Here is a 14,949-nt window from a genome sequence, read left to right as displayed (position 1 = left end):
CGATCGTCGGGAACGAATCGCGAACGACCCCGAATGTTTGGGTGATAGCCGGTGGGTTTACCGCTTCAGCGGCGATGAGCTCGCCGGGCGCCGGGGGTCGTCAGGGGGCATGGCGTAATGCCACCTGACACGTTCACCGTGCAAGGTTGTTGCAGAGATAATCCAGGTTATAGGTGAACGGAACCCTGTGAAATAACAGAATCCCATCGGCGACTTGATCCCCTCTCCCCGCCGGGGAGAGGGTCAGGGTGAGGGGCACTACTCGTGGTGATCGTGAACCTGCTGAGCCACTTCATGCACACGCTTACGTGCGCCAAACCAGCCTAACGTCAACAGAATCGCCAGCACCGGAATGGAAGCAATGGTGAAGGTGCCGTTCGGGTAGTCCAGCGCCATCAGTACCAGCACGCCAAGCAGGAACAGCAGCGTCAGCCAGGAAGTAAACGGTGCGCCAGGCAGCTTGAAGCTGACGTCGTCCGCTTTCCCTTCTTTAATCGCCTTGCGCAGACGAATCTGACACAGCACGATAAATGCCCAGGAGGTGATGATGCCCAGAGACGCCATATTCAGCACAATCTCAAATACCTGCGAAGGCACCAGATAGTTCAGGAACACGCCAAGCACGTACACGCCGCTGGTGACCAGAATACCGGCATACGGCACCTGGTTTTTGCTCATCTTCGACATGAACTGCGGCGCGGAGCCGCCCATTGACATCGAGCGCAGAATACGCCCGGTGCAGTACAGGCCTGAGTTCAGGCTGGAGAGCGCGGCGGTCAGCACCACGATGTTCATCACGTCGCCGATGTAAGGCACGCCAAGTTTTGAGAAGAAGGTCACAAACGGGCTTTGGCCTGCCTGATAGGCGTTCCACGGCAGCAACAGCACCAGCAGCAAGACGGAGCCGACATAGAACAGGCCAATACGCCAGATAACGCTGTTGATCGCCTTCGGCACCATAGTTTTCGGGTCTTTACATTCCCCGGCCGCGGTGCCAACCAATTCGATAGAAGCGAAGGCGAACACCACGCCCTGAACCAGCACCAGCGCCGGCAGCAGGCCATGCGGGAAGAAGCCGCCGTTATCGGTTATCAGATGGAAGCCGGTGGTATGCCCGTCGATAGGTTTTCCTGTGCCGAGGAAAATGGTCCCGACAATCAGGAATGCGACAATCGCCAGCACCTTAATCAGCGCAAACCAGAACTCCATTTCGGCGAACCACTTCACGCCAATCATGTTCATCGCCGCAACAACGGCCAGCGCGCCGAGCGCAAAGACCCATTGCGGGACATCACCAAACGCACCCCAGTAATGCATATAGAGCGCAACGGCGGTGATATCTACGATACCGGTCATTGCCCAGTTGACGAAGTACATCCAACCGCAAACATAGGCCGCTTTTTCACCGAGGAACTCACGGGTGTAGGATACGAAGCTGCCGCTGGAAGGGCGATGGATAACCAGCTCGCCCAAAGCGCGGAGGATGAAGAAAGAGAAAATACCGCACACCAGATAGATTAATGCCAGCGCGGGCCCGGCGGCCTGCAGGCGAGCACCTGCGCCAAGGAACAGGCCGGTACCGATGGCGCCACCGATGGCAATCATCTGCACGTGGCGGTTGCCCATCGCCTGGTGGTACCCCGAGTCCTGAGAATTTAGCCAACGCCGTTTGGCGGCGCGGTGTTCCGCTTCAGTCTTTGTTTTCATTGAGATTCCTGTCTGCCTTTGAGTTAAAAAGCGCCGTCCTTTTCCGCCCGTTAATTCTGGCTGCGGGGGCCGTGAAAAAGAGGGCGAGGAATCCTGGCAGAAAATTGAATGAGAAGCAAAATTACAAACTTGTCATTTTAGTGGCGGCGTTCTGTCGTTGTGACGGGCGTAACATTCCTGGAATATCAGGCATTGTGGAAGCGCTGCATCATGAACATCAAATGGTCAAAAAAAAGGCTAACAGCGGCCTGCGTACTGGCGGGCACGGTCGGACTTTGGATGTATTCCCAGTCTTCCTCCCCGGCAACGCAAAAGGAAACGGCAGCTCCCAAAGTGAGTCTGATAGGCGCAGTCAGTAAAACGCTGCCGCTGACGTTTTCCACTCAGGGCCACCTGGTATCGCTCAATGAAGTGGATATTCGTGGGCAAATTACCAGCCCGGTAAGCCGGGTTGGTTTTCACGAGGGAGATTTCGTGAAGCAGGGGCAACTGCTGTTTGTGCTGGATGACGCGGAAGAACTGGCGGCGCTGGGTCATGCTCAGGCCCAGCTTGGCGTGATTAAAGCCGAGCTGGATAAAGCCAACCGCGACCTCAGCCGCGGGCGGCCGTTGCTCAAAACCCACTACATTTCCTCCTCCGACTGGGACACGCTCGTCAGTGCGCAACAGCAGGCAGCGGCGCAGTACAAATCCGCGCAGGATGACATTCACACCGCCCAGGCCCAGCTTGCTTATACCCGTATTTATGCGCCGGTAAGCGGCAAAACCGGCGCGCTCAACGTTCACATTGGCAGTCTTGCGCAGCCGGGTAGCACGCTGCCGATGGTCAGTATTAATCAGTTTGACCCGATTGGCGCCGAGTTCACGCTACCGGAGCAGGATCTGAATGCGGTGGTTGTCGCACAGCGTCAAGGGCCTGTTGATGTGCAGGTTACCGATGTAAGTGGAAAACCCGTCACCGGGACGCTCAGTTTTATTGATAACACGGTGAGTCAGGACAGCGGCACCGTGAGCTTCAAAGCCCGCTTCAATAATGGTGAAAACCAGCTTTGGCCGGGGGCATACCAGAATATTACGGTTAACGCGGGCAGCACGCCGAACGTTGTTGTTTTGCCACCGCAGGCCGTTCAGGACGGCCCGGACGGGCACTTTGTCTTTGTTGTTGACCCGCAAATGCACGCCGAAACGCAACCCGTCATGCTGTTGCGCATCCAGCAGCAGATGGCCGTGGTGACCGGCATTCAGGCCGGGACGAAAGTGGTGCTTGAGGGCGCCAACGCCCTGCGGCCCGGAATGGCCGTGAAGGTGGTTAACGCGCCTGCGGGGTCAGCGTCATGAGGTTTGCCGAACAATGCCTGAAACGCCCGATCGCCGTCATGCTACTGTGGCTGGCGGTAATGGTGGCCGGTGCCGTCTGCTGGTTTAAGCTGCCGATAGCCGCGCTGCCCAATTACGATACACCGACGATTCAGGTCAGCGCTTCGCTTTCAGGTGCCAGCCCGGAAACCATGGCCTCTTCGGTGGCGACGCCGCTGGAGAAAAAATTGTCGACGATCCCGGGCGTGGTAAACATGACCTCCAATAGCCTGGAGGGTGCGACCACCATCGTTATCGAATTTGACCCGTCGCGAGATATCGATTCGGCGGCGGTGGACGTGCAGTCCGCGCTGTATCAGGCGCTAAAACAGCTGCCGTCGCAGATGACAACGCCGCCGTCATTTCGCAAAATTAATCCGGCAGACGCGCCGATTATTCAAATCGGCATCGACTCACCGTCCATGGCGCTCTCCGATCTTAACCGCTTCTCGGACGATCTGATCTCACCTGCGCTTTCCACGCTAAACGGCGTGGCACAGGTGACGGTTCTGGGGCAGAAGCGCTACGCGGTACGGGTCGAGGTTGATCCGAACAAACTGGCGGCGACTAACCTGACGCTGGAGGACGTTCACACCGCGCTGGCGGCCGCCAACAATAACTCCCCAATTGGTGAGCTGGACGGCAAGCGCCAAATGGTGATGCTGCAAACCAGCGGGGATTTACGCAACGCGGCGGACTTCGCCAAAGTTATCCTGGCCACCCGCAATGGCCAACCGGTACGGCTGTCGGATGTGGCCACCGCGCAGGACAGCATCGAAAATACGTTGAGCTACAGCGCGGTCAATGGCAACCGGGCAATAGTGCTCAGCGTGCAGCGCCAGCCCGGCGCTAACATTGTTTCCACTATCGACGCGATTCGCCAGCTGATGCCTAAGCTACAGGCGCAGATGCCGTCGTCGGTTAGCGTGAAGTTTCTTAATGACCGCTCGCTGTCGATCCGCGCTGCTATCCACGACGTGACGCTGACGTTGCTGCTGACCATTGCCCTGGTGGTGATGGTTATTCTGATGTTCCTGCGCCACATTCGGGCGACGATCATTCCCGCGCTCAGCCTGCCGATATCCCTGCTCGGCGCGTTCGGCCTGATGTTCGCCTTTGGGCTGAGCCTCGACAATATCTCGCTGATGGGGCTGACCATTGCCGTGGGTCTGGTTGTGGACGATGCAATTGTGGTGCTGGAAAACATCATGCGCTATATGGAAGAGGGGGAAACGCCGTACCGCGCCGCGCTAAAAGGGGTAAAAGAGGTGGCGTTTACCGTTATCTCCATCTCGCTGTCGCTGGTTGCGGTATTTATCCCAATCTTCTTTATGCCGGGCACTATTGGTCTGCTGTTTCACGAGTTTGCCTACGTCGTGTCGCTGACGATTTTGGTTTCTGCGGCCGCCTCACTGACAATTATTCCTCTGCTGGTACCGAAGCTTATCCGCGAACATATGCCGGAGGATAAACCTGAGCCGCGCTGGAGCCAGATCTTTGAGCGTGGGTTTGAAGCGCTGCGTCGCCAGTACGGCAACGGGCTGGAGTGGGCGGTTTCTCATCGCGTGATTATGATCGGAGTTGCGCTCAGCACGATTGCGCTGACCATCGGGCTTTACTGGTACTCGCCCAAAGGCTTCTTCCCGCAGGAGGATATCGGGCAGGTAACCGCCAGCATTGATGCGCCGCAGGATATGTCTTACCTGGGCCGCCTCGGCGTGGCGCAGCAGTTGGGTAAAACGCTGATGAAAGATCCGAGCGTGAGCGACGTGCTGACCCGCGTTGACCACGACACCACCCAGCTAAGCCTGACGCTTAAGGATCAAAGCCAACGCCCGCCAATGGCTGCGGTACTTAAACAGTTGCGGGCAGAAACCGGCTATTTACCGGGCATTAAAGTTTATTTCAGCCCGGTACAAAACCTGCGCGTGGGCGGCCGCAGTGCGAAAAGCAGCTATCAATACACGCTGCAGGCCGTGAGCAGCGGCGATACCAGCCTCAACGACTGGGCCAACCGGCTGATGGCGGAGATGCAAAAAAGCGGGGTGTTTGTCGGCCTGAATACCGATGCGCAACTCAATGGGCTGCAGGCGCAGCTGGTTATTGACCGAAACAAAGCCTCGTTGATGGGCGTGGATATTCAGCAAATCCGCGACACGCTGTATGACGCCTTCGGCACTTATCAGGTTTCTACGATTTATGCGCCGGAAGACAGTTATGAAGTGATTATGGAGGTTCAGGAGCCGTTCCGTCAGGATGAAAGCGACCTGTCGAAAATCTATGTCCGGTCATCAAGTGGCTCGCTGCTGCCGATCACCACCTTCACGACTATCTCACGCACCCAGGGCGTGACGGCGGTAAACCATCAGGGACAGCTTCCGGCCATTACGCTTTCGTTCGACCTGGCGCCGGGGAAATCGCTGTCAGATGCGACGGCGGCCATTGCCCAGGCCCAGCAGGCGATTCATCTGCCGTCCTCCGTTTTTGGCACCTATGCCGGGCAGGCGGCGCTGTTCCAGCAGTCGCAGAGCAGCCAGATCTGGCTGATTGTGCTGGCGCTGGCGGTGATTTACGTGATTCTCGGCGTGCTGTATGAAAGCTGGATCCACCCGCTGACTATTCTGCTTGGATTGCCGTCGGCGGCGGTAGGCGCGCTGCTGGCGCTCAGGCTATGTCATCTTGATCTTACGTTTATCGCGATGATTGGCATTCTGCTGCTGATAGGTATTGTGAAAAAGAACGCTATCATGATGATAGATTTCGCGTTAGTGGCACAGCGCGAGCACGGCATGACGCCCCATGACGCGATTATGCAGGCCTGTTTGCAGCGGTTCCGCCCGATCATGATGACCACGCTGTGTGCCATTATGGGGGCGATTCCCATCGCCCTCGGCCTTGGTGCGGGCGCCGAGCTGCGTCAGCCGATGGGCGTGGCGATTGTCGGCGGGCTGCTGTTCTCCCAGCTGATCACGCTGTTTATTACCCCGGTACTGTTCCTGCTGTTTGACGGCGAGTCACACAAGGGACGAAGGAGTGACGATGAAAATATTACTGGTTGAAGATCAGAAAATGGCCTCCGAGTACATTGCCAAAGGGTTACGTGAAAACGACTTTGTCGTGGATGTGGCAGGTAACGGTGTAGACGGGCTGCATTATCTGCTGACCAGCGACTACGACCTGGCGATCCTGGATGTCATGTTGCCCGGAATTGATGGCTGGAAAATCATCGAAATGTCACGCCAGGCCGGGAAGCACACGCCGATCATGTTTCTGACGGCGCGCGATGACGTGGAAGACCGGGTTCGTGGTCTGGAACTCGGTGCCGAAGATTACCTGATTAAACCATTTTCATTTAGCGAACTGCTGGCACGGGCGCGGGTGATCCTGCGCCGTTCCGCGCCACCGACCGCGATTCTGGAAGAGAACCTGCTTCAGGTTGGCGACCTTAAGCTCGATTTTCTGCGCCATAAAGTATCCCGGGCGGGCGTCAGAATTGAACTGACGCAGAAAGAGTTTTTGCTGTTAAGCCTGCTGATGCGCCGCTCCGGCGAAGTTCTTTCCCGCACGGTGATTGCCGAACAGGTGTGGGACATGAACTTTGACCCCGAAACTAACGTGATTGACGTCGCCATTCGCCGCCTGCGAAACAAAATCGACGACGGATTCGACGACAAACTGCTGCATACCCTGCGCGGCGCGGGCTACGTGCTGGAGTTACGCTGATGATAAAGCTGTCGCATCTGTCGATCACCGCGCGCCTGACGCTCTATTTCTCCGTCACGATGGCCATCGTGCTGTATAGCGTGTCCGGCGTGCTTTATTCGACTATGCGCCAGCAGCTCAACCATAAAGACGAACTGGAGCTACAAAGTTCTATCCAGTTCCAGCAGGAAATTGCCACGGCGATTGGCGAGCGGCAGGACAACGGCGAGGCGTGGCAAACCGAGCTGCTGGAGTCCGTGGTGCGGCAGGAGCGGCTGTCGCTGCGCATTTTCAGCCCGGAAGGCAAAGTTTATGCGCAGTCCAATAACATGGTTATCCCTGAACAAGACTTTCCGCTGCCGGCCCCCGGTTTCAGCTACCGGGAATGGCACTACCGCGCAGGTGATGTGCGGCAAAAATATCTCATTACTTCCACGCTGTTTACCCTGAAAAATCACCAAAAATGGCTGGTGCAGGCCGCACTGAACGTTTCGGGGAATAATGAAATCATTAACACCTACTATAAGCGGATGCAGATTATCGCCGCGCTGGCTATTCTGCTGTTTGCCGCGTTTGGCTGGTGGCTTGCCCGCCGTGGCTTAGCGCCGCTGCGTACCATCACCACGGAAATAGAAAAAATCCACGCCAACGATCTGCATACCCGGATCCTCGATCGGCGCTGGCCGCCGGAGCTGCACGCGCTGGCCGCGTCGTTTGACCGCATGATGATGCGCCTTGAGGCCTCATTCCATCAGCTAAACCGTTTTTCATCGGATATTGCTCATGAGCTGCGCGGGCCAATCAATAACCTGATTTCTGCCGCCAGCGTCATTCAGACCAAAGATCGCAGCGCGGAGGAGTATCAGGAAACGCTGGCGGCGATAATCGAAGAGGGCGAGCGGCTTTCGCGGATGATCTCTTCCATGCTGTTTCTCGCCAGGGCAGACAACAGCCGCGAACTGCTCAATGAGGAGTGGCTCAGCAGCGCGCATGAATTTGAAAAACTCATTGGTTTTTACGACATTCTTGCCGAAGATAAAAACATCACGCTTGTGAGCAGGGGCGATCTCTTATTTTATGCAGACCCTCAGCTTATTCAGCGGGCGCTTTCAAATCTGCTTTCCAACGCCCTACGGCACACGCCTGAAAATGGTCATATCACGCTAAGCGCAGAGATCGTCGCGGATCGGGTTGTTTTAAGCGTTAGCGATGGCGGGGAAGGGATCAATCCTGAACATCTACCGCTTATTTTCGATCGCTTCTTCCGGGGGGAAGCCTCCCGTAGCGCGACGGAAAATACCGGGCTGGGGCTGGCGATTGTGAAAACGATCGCTGAACTGCACGGGGGAAAAATTAGCGTAGTCAGTGAGCGGGGGCGCGGCAGCACGTTTACACTAACGTTACTGCTGCGCGAGGCGGTTTAAAAGGTGCGGAATAATTGTACTCCGTGGGAACGAAAGGCTGCGGGATGAGTCTACGTTACGCAAACAGGTAGCCATTTTTCCTGTTCAGTATAAAATCCGAACAAATAGCGCTGTGTTTACCTCCAGTAGAAGCTGGAGCATTCACAATGAGTACCTGGGATCACTGCTTTTATCGTTATGGAAAACCTGCACAATGTTAACGAAATACCCCTCTCGCCGCGTCGTCGCCTTTGCTGCGGCTTTGCTCATTATTCTTATCATCGCACTGTTCTTCTTACTGAGAAGCCCACCGGCCCCTGAATATGTTACCGCTCCCGCGCGTACCGGAAATATCGAAAACGCCGTGCTTGCGACCGGTCGAATCGACGCGATAGAGCGCGTGAACGTGGGTGCCCAGGTGTCCGGCCAGGTTAAATCGCTAAAGGTAAAACTGGGCGATCGCGTCACCAAAGGTCAATCGATAGCGGATATAGACGACGTTCCTCAGCGCAACGATCTGCGTAATGCAGAGGCGGCGCTGAATGTGGTGAAAGCCGACCTGCAGGCAAAACAAGCGCTGCTAAAACAGGCCGAGTTACGTTTCAAGCGTCAGCGTGAAATGCTGCGTGAGGATGCCAGCTCGCGGGAAGACTACGAAACCGCCGAAGCCACGCTTGCCACCAATCGTGCTGAGCTGCTGTCCTTGAATGCCAAACTGGTTCAGGCGCAGATCGAAGTAGATAAGAAAAAGGTCGACCTCGGCTATACCCGTGTGCTGGCACCGATGGACGGTATCGTGATTGCCGTTGTTACTCAGCAGGGGCAGACGGTTAACTCCAGCCAGAGTGCGCCAACCATTATTAAACTCGCCAGACTGGACGTGATGACCATCAAGGCCCAGATCTCCGAAGCTGATATCACCCGTATTTCCGCCGGACAAAAAGCCTGGTTCACCATCTTTTCGGACCCCGACCGCCGTTATGACGCCACGCTGCGCACCGTGGAGCTGGCTCCGGAATCCGTCATGAAGGATGACTCTCTGGCCAGCAGCAGCTCCGCTTCCGGCTCGGGAACGTCCAATGCCTCGGTGTATTACAACGCGCTGTTGGATGTGCCGAATCCGGAAAACAGACTGCGTATTGCCATGACCGCACAGGTCAGCCTGCTGGCAGGTGAGGCAAAAAATGCACTGCTGGTGCCTATTCAGGCGGTACACAAAGTTGAGGGCAACAAGCAGCAGGTACAGGTGTTGACCGGCGATAACAAGCTGGAAACCCGCGAAGTGAAAACCGGGATCACCAACAGCGTTGATATTCAGATCCTTGACGGCCTGAAACCCGGAGAAAAAGTCGTGCTGTCGCAGCCGGGTGAGAAAGCGCCTGGGGAAGGGTTTGTTCTGTGAGTAACATCATTGAGCTGAAGGGCATCAGCCGCACCTATACCAACGGTGGTCAGGCGCTCACGGTGCTAAAAGAGATCGACCTGACTATCGCGGCCGGTGAACTGGTGGCTATCATCGGTGCCTCCGGGTCCGGTAAGTCGACCCTAATGAATATCATGGGCTGCCTCGATGTACCCGACCGTGGCGACTATTTCATCGGGGGGCAGAATGCGGCCCAACTTTCGCCGGATGAGCTGGCGAGGATTCGTCGCGAACATATCGGCTTTATCTTCCAACGCTACCACCTGATGCCTGACCTAAGCGCGTTGGGTAACGTCGAAATTCCGGCGATATACGCTAACAGCGAGCGTGACCAGCGGCGTCAGCGAGCCGCGGCGCTGCTTGGCAGACTCGGGCTGGAAGGCCGTGAACACCATAAACCGGGTGAGCTGTCCGGTGGCCAGCAGCAGCGCGTAAGTATTGCTCGTTCGTTGATCAACGGCGGCGAAATTATCCTTGCGGATGAGCCGACCGGTGCGCTTGACTCTCAATCCGGGCAGGAAGTACTTGCGATACTCAACGAGCTTAATCAGCGCGGACACACCGTGGTGATAGTGACCCACGATATGAAAGTTGCCCGGCATGCGCAGCGCATCATCGAGCTGCGGGACGGCGCGATCATTTCCGATAGCGGCAGTCGTGTAACCACAACTGAAACACTTTCGTCTCCTGGCCGTACCCGACAAAGCCGCTGGCAGAGTTTGCTCGACCGCACGCGTGAATCGTTGCAGATGGCGCTGAAAGCGATGAATGCTCACCGGCTGCGCACGACGTTAACCATGACGGGGATTATTTTCGGTATTGCTGCGGTTGTCACGGTCGTGGCATTGGGTGAGGGCGCGAAACAAAGGACGCTGGATAATATTAAAGAACTGGGCACCAATGTGGTGAGTATCTATCCGGGACGGGATTTCTTTGACGACAGCACCGAAGGTATTCGTACCCTGGTTCCGGCAGATGCTGATGCCCTCGCACAGCAGGGGTTTGTCGACAGCGTCAGCCCTGAAGTTAGCGCTTCGGATACTATTCGTTTCAGGGGGAAATCAGCCACCGCGTCTATTAACGGCGTGGGGCGTAACCACTTCCGTGTGAATGGCGTAAAGCTGTTGCAGGGGGCCACATTCCGGGACGATCGTAATGCGCTTCAGGAAGTGATTATCGATGAAAATGCACGTAAAGCGCTGTTTGATGATGCTGGCCTGAACGCTCTGGGCCAGATAGTTTTCCTGGGATCCGTTCCGGCACGGGTCGTCGGCATTGCCAAAAGCAATAACCGCAGCTACGCACCCAACCGGATTAACGTCTGGATGCCTTACAGTACGGTGATGTACCGTATGGTGGGTAAGCCGACGCTGACCAGTATCAGCGTAAGGCTAAAGGACACTGTCGCCAACGAGGCGGCGGTTAGCGCCATTTCTCAGCTCTTGACTCAGCGCCACGGCGTTAAAGACTTCCAGCTGTATAACTTCGAACAGATCCGAAAATCTATCGAACGTACCTCAATGACCTTTAGCATCTTGATCCTGATGGTGGCCTGCATTTCGCTGATGATCGGCAGTATTGGGGTCATGAATATTATGCTGGTGTCCGTCACCGAACGGACCCATGAGATTGGCGTACGCATAGCGGTTGGCGCCCGCCGTAGCGATATCATGCAGCAGTTCATGATTGAGGCGGTACTGGTGTGCCTGATTGGTGGCGCCTTTGGTATCGCGCTGTCGTACGGTGCCGGAGCGTTGTTTACCGCACTGGCGGGAGGCATGTTTACGGCTATTTATTCCTGGCAGGCCGCCGCAGCTGCCTTTTTCTGTTCAACGCTAATCGGCATGATCTTCGGTTATCTCCCCGCCCGCAAGGCGGCAAGGATGGATCCGGTCGTTTCACTGGCCAGCGAGTAACCTATGAAAAATTTATCACCTTTAGCTGTATGTCTTGCCGCTGCGCTCAGCGCAGGTTGCGCAAACACTCTGAAAAGCGATTATCACCCTCCTGTGGTGGTTTATCCTGCCAGTTGGTATCAGGATGACGTTACCGGTGGCCTGGCGCCGTTTGACTGGAAAGCGTTTAACGATCCTCACCTCGCAAGCTGGCTGCGGCAGGTAATGGCAAGCAATAGCGATGTGGGGGCGGCCGTGCTGCGCGTGTATCGAGCCCGGCTCGACGCGGAGCGGGTCGGCATCACCAACGATCCCGGACTTAAAGGTTCACTGGGCGTTGACGGCAAAAAACAGCTGGACGGCTCAGCGGACTGGACAAAGGGGAGTTCCGCCAACCTCAGTACCAGTTATGAATTGGATCTGTGGGGCAAGATTGCCCGCCAGCGCGACGCGGCGGAGTGGGAAACCCAGGCAACGGAAGAAGATTTGCGTGCGGCGCGCCTGACGCTGCTCTCAGATGCCAGTAATAACTACTGGCGCATCGGCTTTATTAACCAGCAGCTGGCCATTCTTCAGCAGAGTATCGACTATGCAAAAGAGACGTTACGGCTGGCGAATGCTCGCTACAACGCGGGCGGCACGTCTTCTCTGGATGTAGTGGATGCCCGGCAAAGCCTGCTTTCCCAGGAGAACAGGTTGATTGGGTTGCAGCACGAACGTCAGCAAGCCCTTAATCAGCAGGCCGTGTTGCTTGGCGCCGCGCCGGGTAGCCCGGTTGTTGAACCCGCAAGATTACCGGCGGGAACGATGCCGCAGGTCAATGCGAACATGCCGGCTAGCATGCTGATGCACCGGCCCGATATCAGCGCTAAAGAGTGGCGAGTGCGTGAAGCGCTGGCCACCGTGGACGTCAGGCGAACAGAATATTACCCGGCGTTCAGTCTGACCGGTTCTCTCGGGACCACCAGCAGCTCGCTAATGGCCTTTCTGAACAATCCAGTCGGTTCCGTTGGCGCAAGCCTGACGCTGCCGTTTCTGGAGTGGCGGCAAAGGGGCGTGGAGGTAAAGATTGCCCGCAACGACTACGAACTGCGCGTGCTGGAGTTTAAACAGGCTCTTTATAAAGCCATGGGCGGTATTGAGGATGCGCTCTCCCAGCGTAATCAGCTTTTGGCCCAGGAAACACGCCTGCGTGAAGGGCTTGAGCTGGCGCGGAAGTCAGAACGACTCAATGAAGTGCGTTACAGGCAGGGCGCTGCGCGCATCTCTTTCTGGCTCGATGCTCAGGAGAAGCGTCGCCAGGCTGAGCTGCTGCTGGATGAAAACCGCTTTAATCAGTTCCAGAATTTGGCAAAAATTTATCTGGAGTTTGGGGGCTCGTCGACATTCCCCTGATTCTTGCTAACGCATTCTCCACAAACAGAAAACGGTTTTTCTTTCTCAGGTGCTCGTTTAAAGTCTTTCCAGGCTTAACGTGGTTAAGCAAACGAAATGATAAATGAGCGCTTATTTTATGGGGAAGGGTGAAGGCATGCGTGTGTCAGATTATATCCGGCTGTTATTTCTTGCCGCGGTATGGGGAGCCAGTTTCCTTTTTATGAAAATAGCGGCGCCAGAGTTCGGGGCGGTAAATACGGCCTTTTTAAGGGTGTTTTTTGGTTTTGTAGGGCTGGCGGTGATCCTTTTCACCCTTAGATCGTCTTTTCGCTTTGAGGGTAAATTCTGTTCGGCGCTTATTTTGGGCGCAATTAACTCCGGGCTGCCCTTCTTTATGTATTGCCTGGCCGCAAAATGGTTACCGGCCGGGTATTCCGCCATTTTAAACGCAACCACGCCGCTAATGGGCGCCATTATTGGATTCTCTTTTTTTAGTGAAAAATTAACAGCACGAAAATGGCTGGGTGTAGTGCTGGGCCTGGCAGGGATTATGGTGATCACCTCAGTGGGTGACGCGCAATCGAACGAGGAAAAAATCGCCGGTATTATTGCGTGCCTGGTCGCCACGAGCTGCTACGGCGTGGCGGGCTTTTTAACCCGTCGCTGGATCTCCAACAAAGGTGGACTGGATCCTAAAATCGTCGCCTTCGGCAGCCAGATCGGGGCTACGCTTTTTCTGCTGCCATTTTTTACCTGGAGCATCACTACCGGCCCATCCATCAACTGGCTACAGGGGGATGTGTGGCTAAGCGTGCTGGGCCTTGGGTTTATCTGCACCGCCGTAGCATATATTTTTTACTTCCGATTAATTGCCGATATTGGGCCATTACGCAGTCTTACGGTCACCTTTTTAATTCCACCGTTTGGCGTATTGTGGGGTTATCTCATTTTGCATGAAACCATCAGCGAAGAATTTATTATCGGGGCGGTGATTGTTTGTTTCTCTGTCTGGCTGGTGATAAGTCCGGAAAAGAAAATGTGCAGCGTAAAAAGTTAATCTGGCGCCCGGTGGTGAATAATCGTGATATATAATAGCCGTGGGTCCGGATAACGTTTCCGGGCCACGCGGTTAAGGAAAAACAATGAAACGCGAAACGCTTTTTGCTGCTGTGTTTGAAAAGTATCAGGTTGAGCCAGACTACCCGTGGGAGAAGTTTAAGGACTACGCCGTACTGCGTCATCGCTACAAACGTAAATGGTTTGGCGTGGTACTGAGTATTTCTGCCGCGAAGCTCGGGCTGGACAGCGACAGGGTGGTCGATATTCTCAACGTCAAAGTGATGCCGGGCGCCGTGGGATCTTTACGCATGCAGCCCGGTATTCTACCGGCGTACCACATGAACAAAGAGCACTGGATAACCCTCCTGCTCGACACCGTGCCCGAGGAAGAGATACTCGGGCTGATTGATGAGAGTTTTGGCCTCACGCGCTGATGCCGCATGCCATGTCATTAAGGGCATGGTATGCAGATGCCGTTTTATAAATAATCCCTGGCTATTTTAATCACCGCTTTTTTTACCGCTGCTTGCCTGCCATTGAGCATGCAGAGTGGTTTATGCACCTCCCCTGGATAGAAAATAATAAAATCACCTTCGTTCATGATAATAATACTCTCATCGACAGGTGTTTTGATAAATGCAATGTCATTATCCGCCAGTTTGTTTTCCACCATTTCCGTATGCGGCGGTTTCAGGCTAAAAGCCATACCCTCCTGTCCACTTAAAACGATCTGCACATCTAAATATTTGTCATGATATTCCGGAAGCGCTTCGGCGATCGCCCTGGTTGTTGTATCGAACACCATGACCCATGCGTTATCACCCGCAATATCATATTTTCCGGCTGAGGAGTCTATATTGATATTTTTCCTGACATAGTCAATTGACTGGCTTATTTTTAAAGGAAGCCACGGATTTAAACTTAACTCATTAATATTACCTACAATCATACAACATCCTTTTCTAATTCTGGTGCGGGGTCTTTTTTATTAAATAACCGCCATTGAAAAACAATGATATTGGCGAAA

Annotated in this window: 11 protein-coding genes; 9 read left to right on the top strand and 2 right to left on the bottom strand. The window is 55.0% G+C overall.

The window, feature by feature from the left end; translation table 11 throughout:
- Nucleotides 1-258: 258 nt before the first annotated feature.
- Nucleotides 259-1,707, bottom strand: a complete 1,449-nt coding sequence (ansP, locus tag VGM55_RS18760; RefSeq protein WP_331636301.1) for an L-asparagine permease — start codon at nt 1,705-1,707, stop codon at nt 259-261.
- A 159-nt stretch (nt 1,708-1,866) separates the two neighbouring features.
- Between ansP and VGM55_RS18755 the strand changes: the two genes are divergently transcribed.
- The 9 genes from VGM55_RS18755 (at nt 1,867) to VGM55_RS18715 (ending at nt 14,356) form a co-directional block, all read left to right on the top strand.
- The gene (locus VGM55_RS18755) at nt 1,867-3,045 is read left to right on the top strand and encodes an efflux RND transporter periplasmic adaptor subunit (protein ID WP_331636300.1); all 1,179 of its coding nucleotides are present in this window, start codon (nt 1,867-1,869) and stop codon (nt 3,043-3,045) included.
- Nucleotides 3,042-6,122 (top strand): efflux RND transporter permease subunit, encoded by a 3,081-nt coding sequence (locus VGM55_RS18750; protein WP_331636299.1) that lies wholly within the window; start codon nt 3,042-3,044, stop codon nt 6,120-6,122. The genes VGM55_RS18755 and VGM55_RS18750 overlap by 4 nt, the downstream gene beginning before the upstream one ends.
- Nucleotides 6,103-6,786: a heavy metal response regulator transcription factor gene (locus VGM55_RS18745; RefSeq protein WP_331636298.1), complete on the top strand. Its 684-nt coding sequence runs from the start codon at nt 6,103-6,105 to the stop codon at nt 6,784-6,786. The genes VGM55_RS18750 and VGM55_RS18745 overlap by 20 nt, the downstream gene beginning before the upstream one ends.
- Nucleotides 6,786-8,189: a heavy metal sensor histidine kinase gene (locus tag VGM55_RS18740; RefSeq protein ID WP_331636297.1), complete on the top strand. Its 1,404-nt coding sequence runs from the start codon at nt 6,786-6,788 to the stop codon at nt 8,187-8,189. The genes VGM55_RS18745 and VGM55_RS18740 overlap by 1 nt, the downstream gene beginning before the upstream one ends.
- A 193-nt stretch (nt 8,190-8,382) precedes the next feature.
- A complete protein-coding gene (locus tag VGM55_RS18735; protein ID WP_154189244.1) occupies nt 8,383-9,570 on the top strand; it encodes an efflux RND transporter periplasmic adaptor subunit in 1,188 nt (395 codons plus the stop codon).
- The gene (locus VGM55_RS18730; RefSeq protein WP_331636296.1) at nt 9,567-11,507 is read left to right on the top strand and encodes a MacB family efflux pump subunit; all 1,941 of its coding nucleotides are present in this window, start codon (nt 9,567-9,569) and stop codon (nt 11,505-11,507) included. The genes VGM55_RS18735 and VGM55_RS18730 overlap by 4 nt, the downstream gene beginning before the upstream one ends.
- Before the next feature lie 3 nt (nt 11,508-11,510).
- Nucleotides 11,511-12,881 (top strand): efflux transporter outer membrane subunit, encoded by a 1,371-nt coding sequence (locus VGM55_RS18725; protein ID WP_331636295.1) that lies wholly within the window; start codon nt 11,511-11,513, stop codon nt 12,879-12,881.
- A gap of 136 nt (nt 12,882-13,017) precedes the next feature.
- Nucleotides 13,018-13,920: a DMT family transporter gene (locus tag VGM55_RS18720; protein WP_331636293.1), complete on the top strand. Its 903-nt coding sequence runs from the start codon at nt 13,018-13,020 to the stop codon at nt 13,918-13,920.
- Between the two features lie 85 nt (nt 13,921-14,005).
- Nucleotides 14,006-14,356 (top strand): MmcQ/YjbR family DNA-binding protein, encoded by a 351-nt coding sequence (locus tag VGM55_RS18715; RefSeq protein WP_154189241.1) that lies wholly within the window; start codon nt 14,006-14,008, stop codon nt 14,354-14,356.
- A gap of 44 nt (nt 14,357-14,400) precedes the next feature.
- Here the strand turns inward: VGM55_RS18715 and VGM55_RS18710 are convergent, their stop codons facing one another.
- On the bottom strand, nt 14,401-14,871 hold the full coding sequence (locus tag VGM55_RS18710; RefSeq protein WP_154189240.1) for a YhcH/YjgK/YiaL family protein: 471 nt from the start codon (nt 14,869-14,871) through the stop codon (nt 14,401-14,403).
- Nucleotides 14,872-14,949 lie beyond the last annotated feature (78 nt).

Source organism: Cedecea sp. (genome assembly GCF_036500665.1).
GTDB lineage: Bacteria > Pseudomonadota > Gammaproteobacteria > Enterobacterales > Enterobacteriaceae > Cedecea.
Note: the sequence above shows the minus strand (reverse complement) of the source record. Positions and strands in the feature narration are given on the sequence as shown.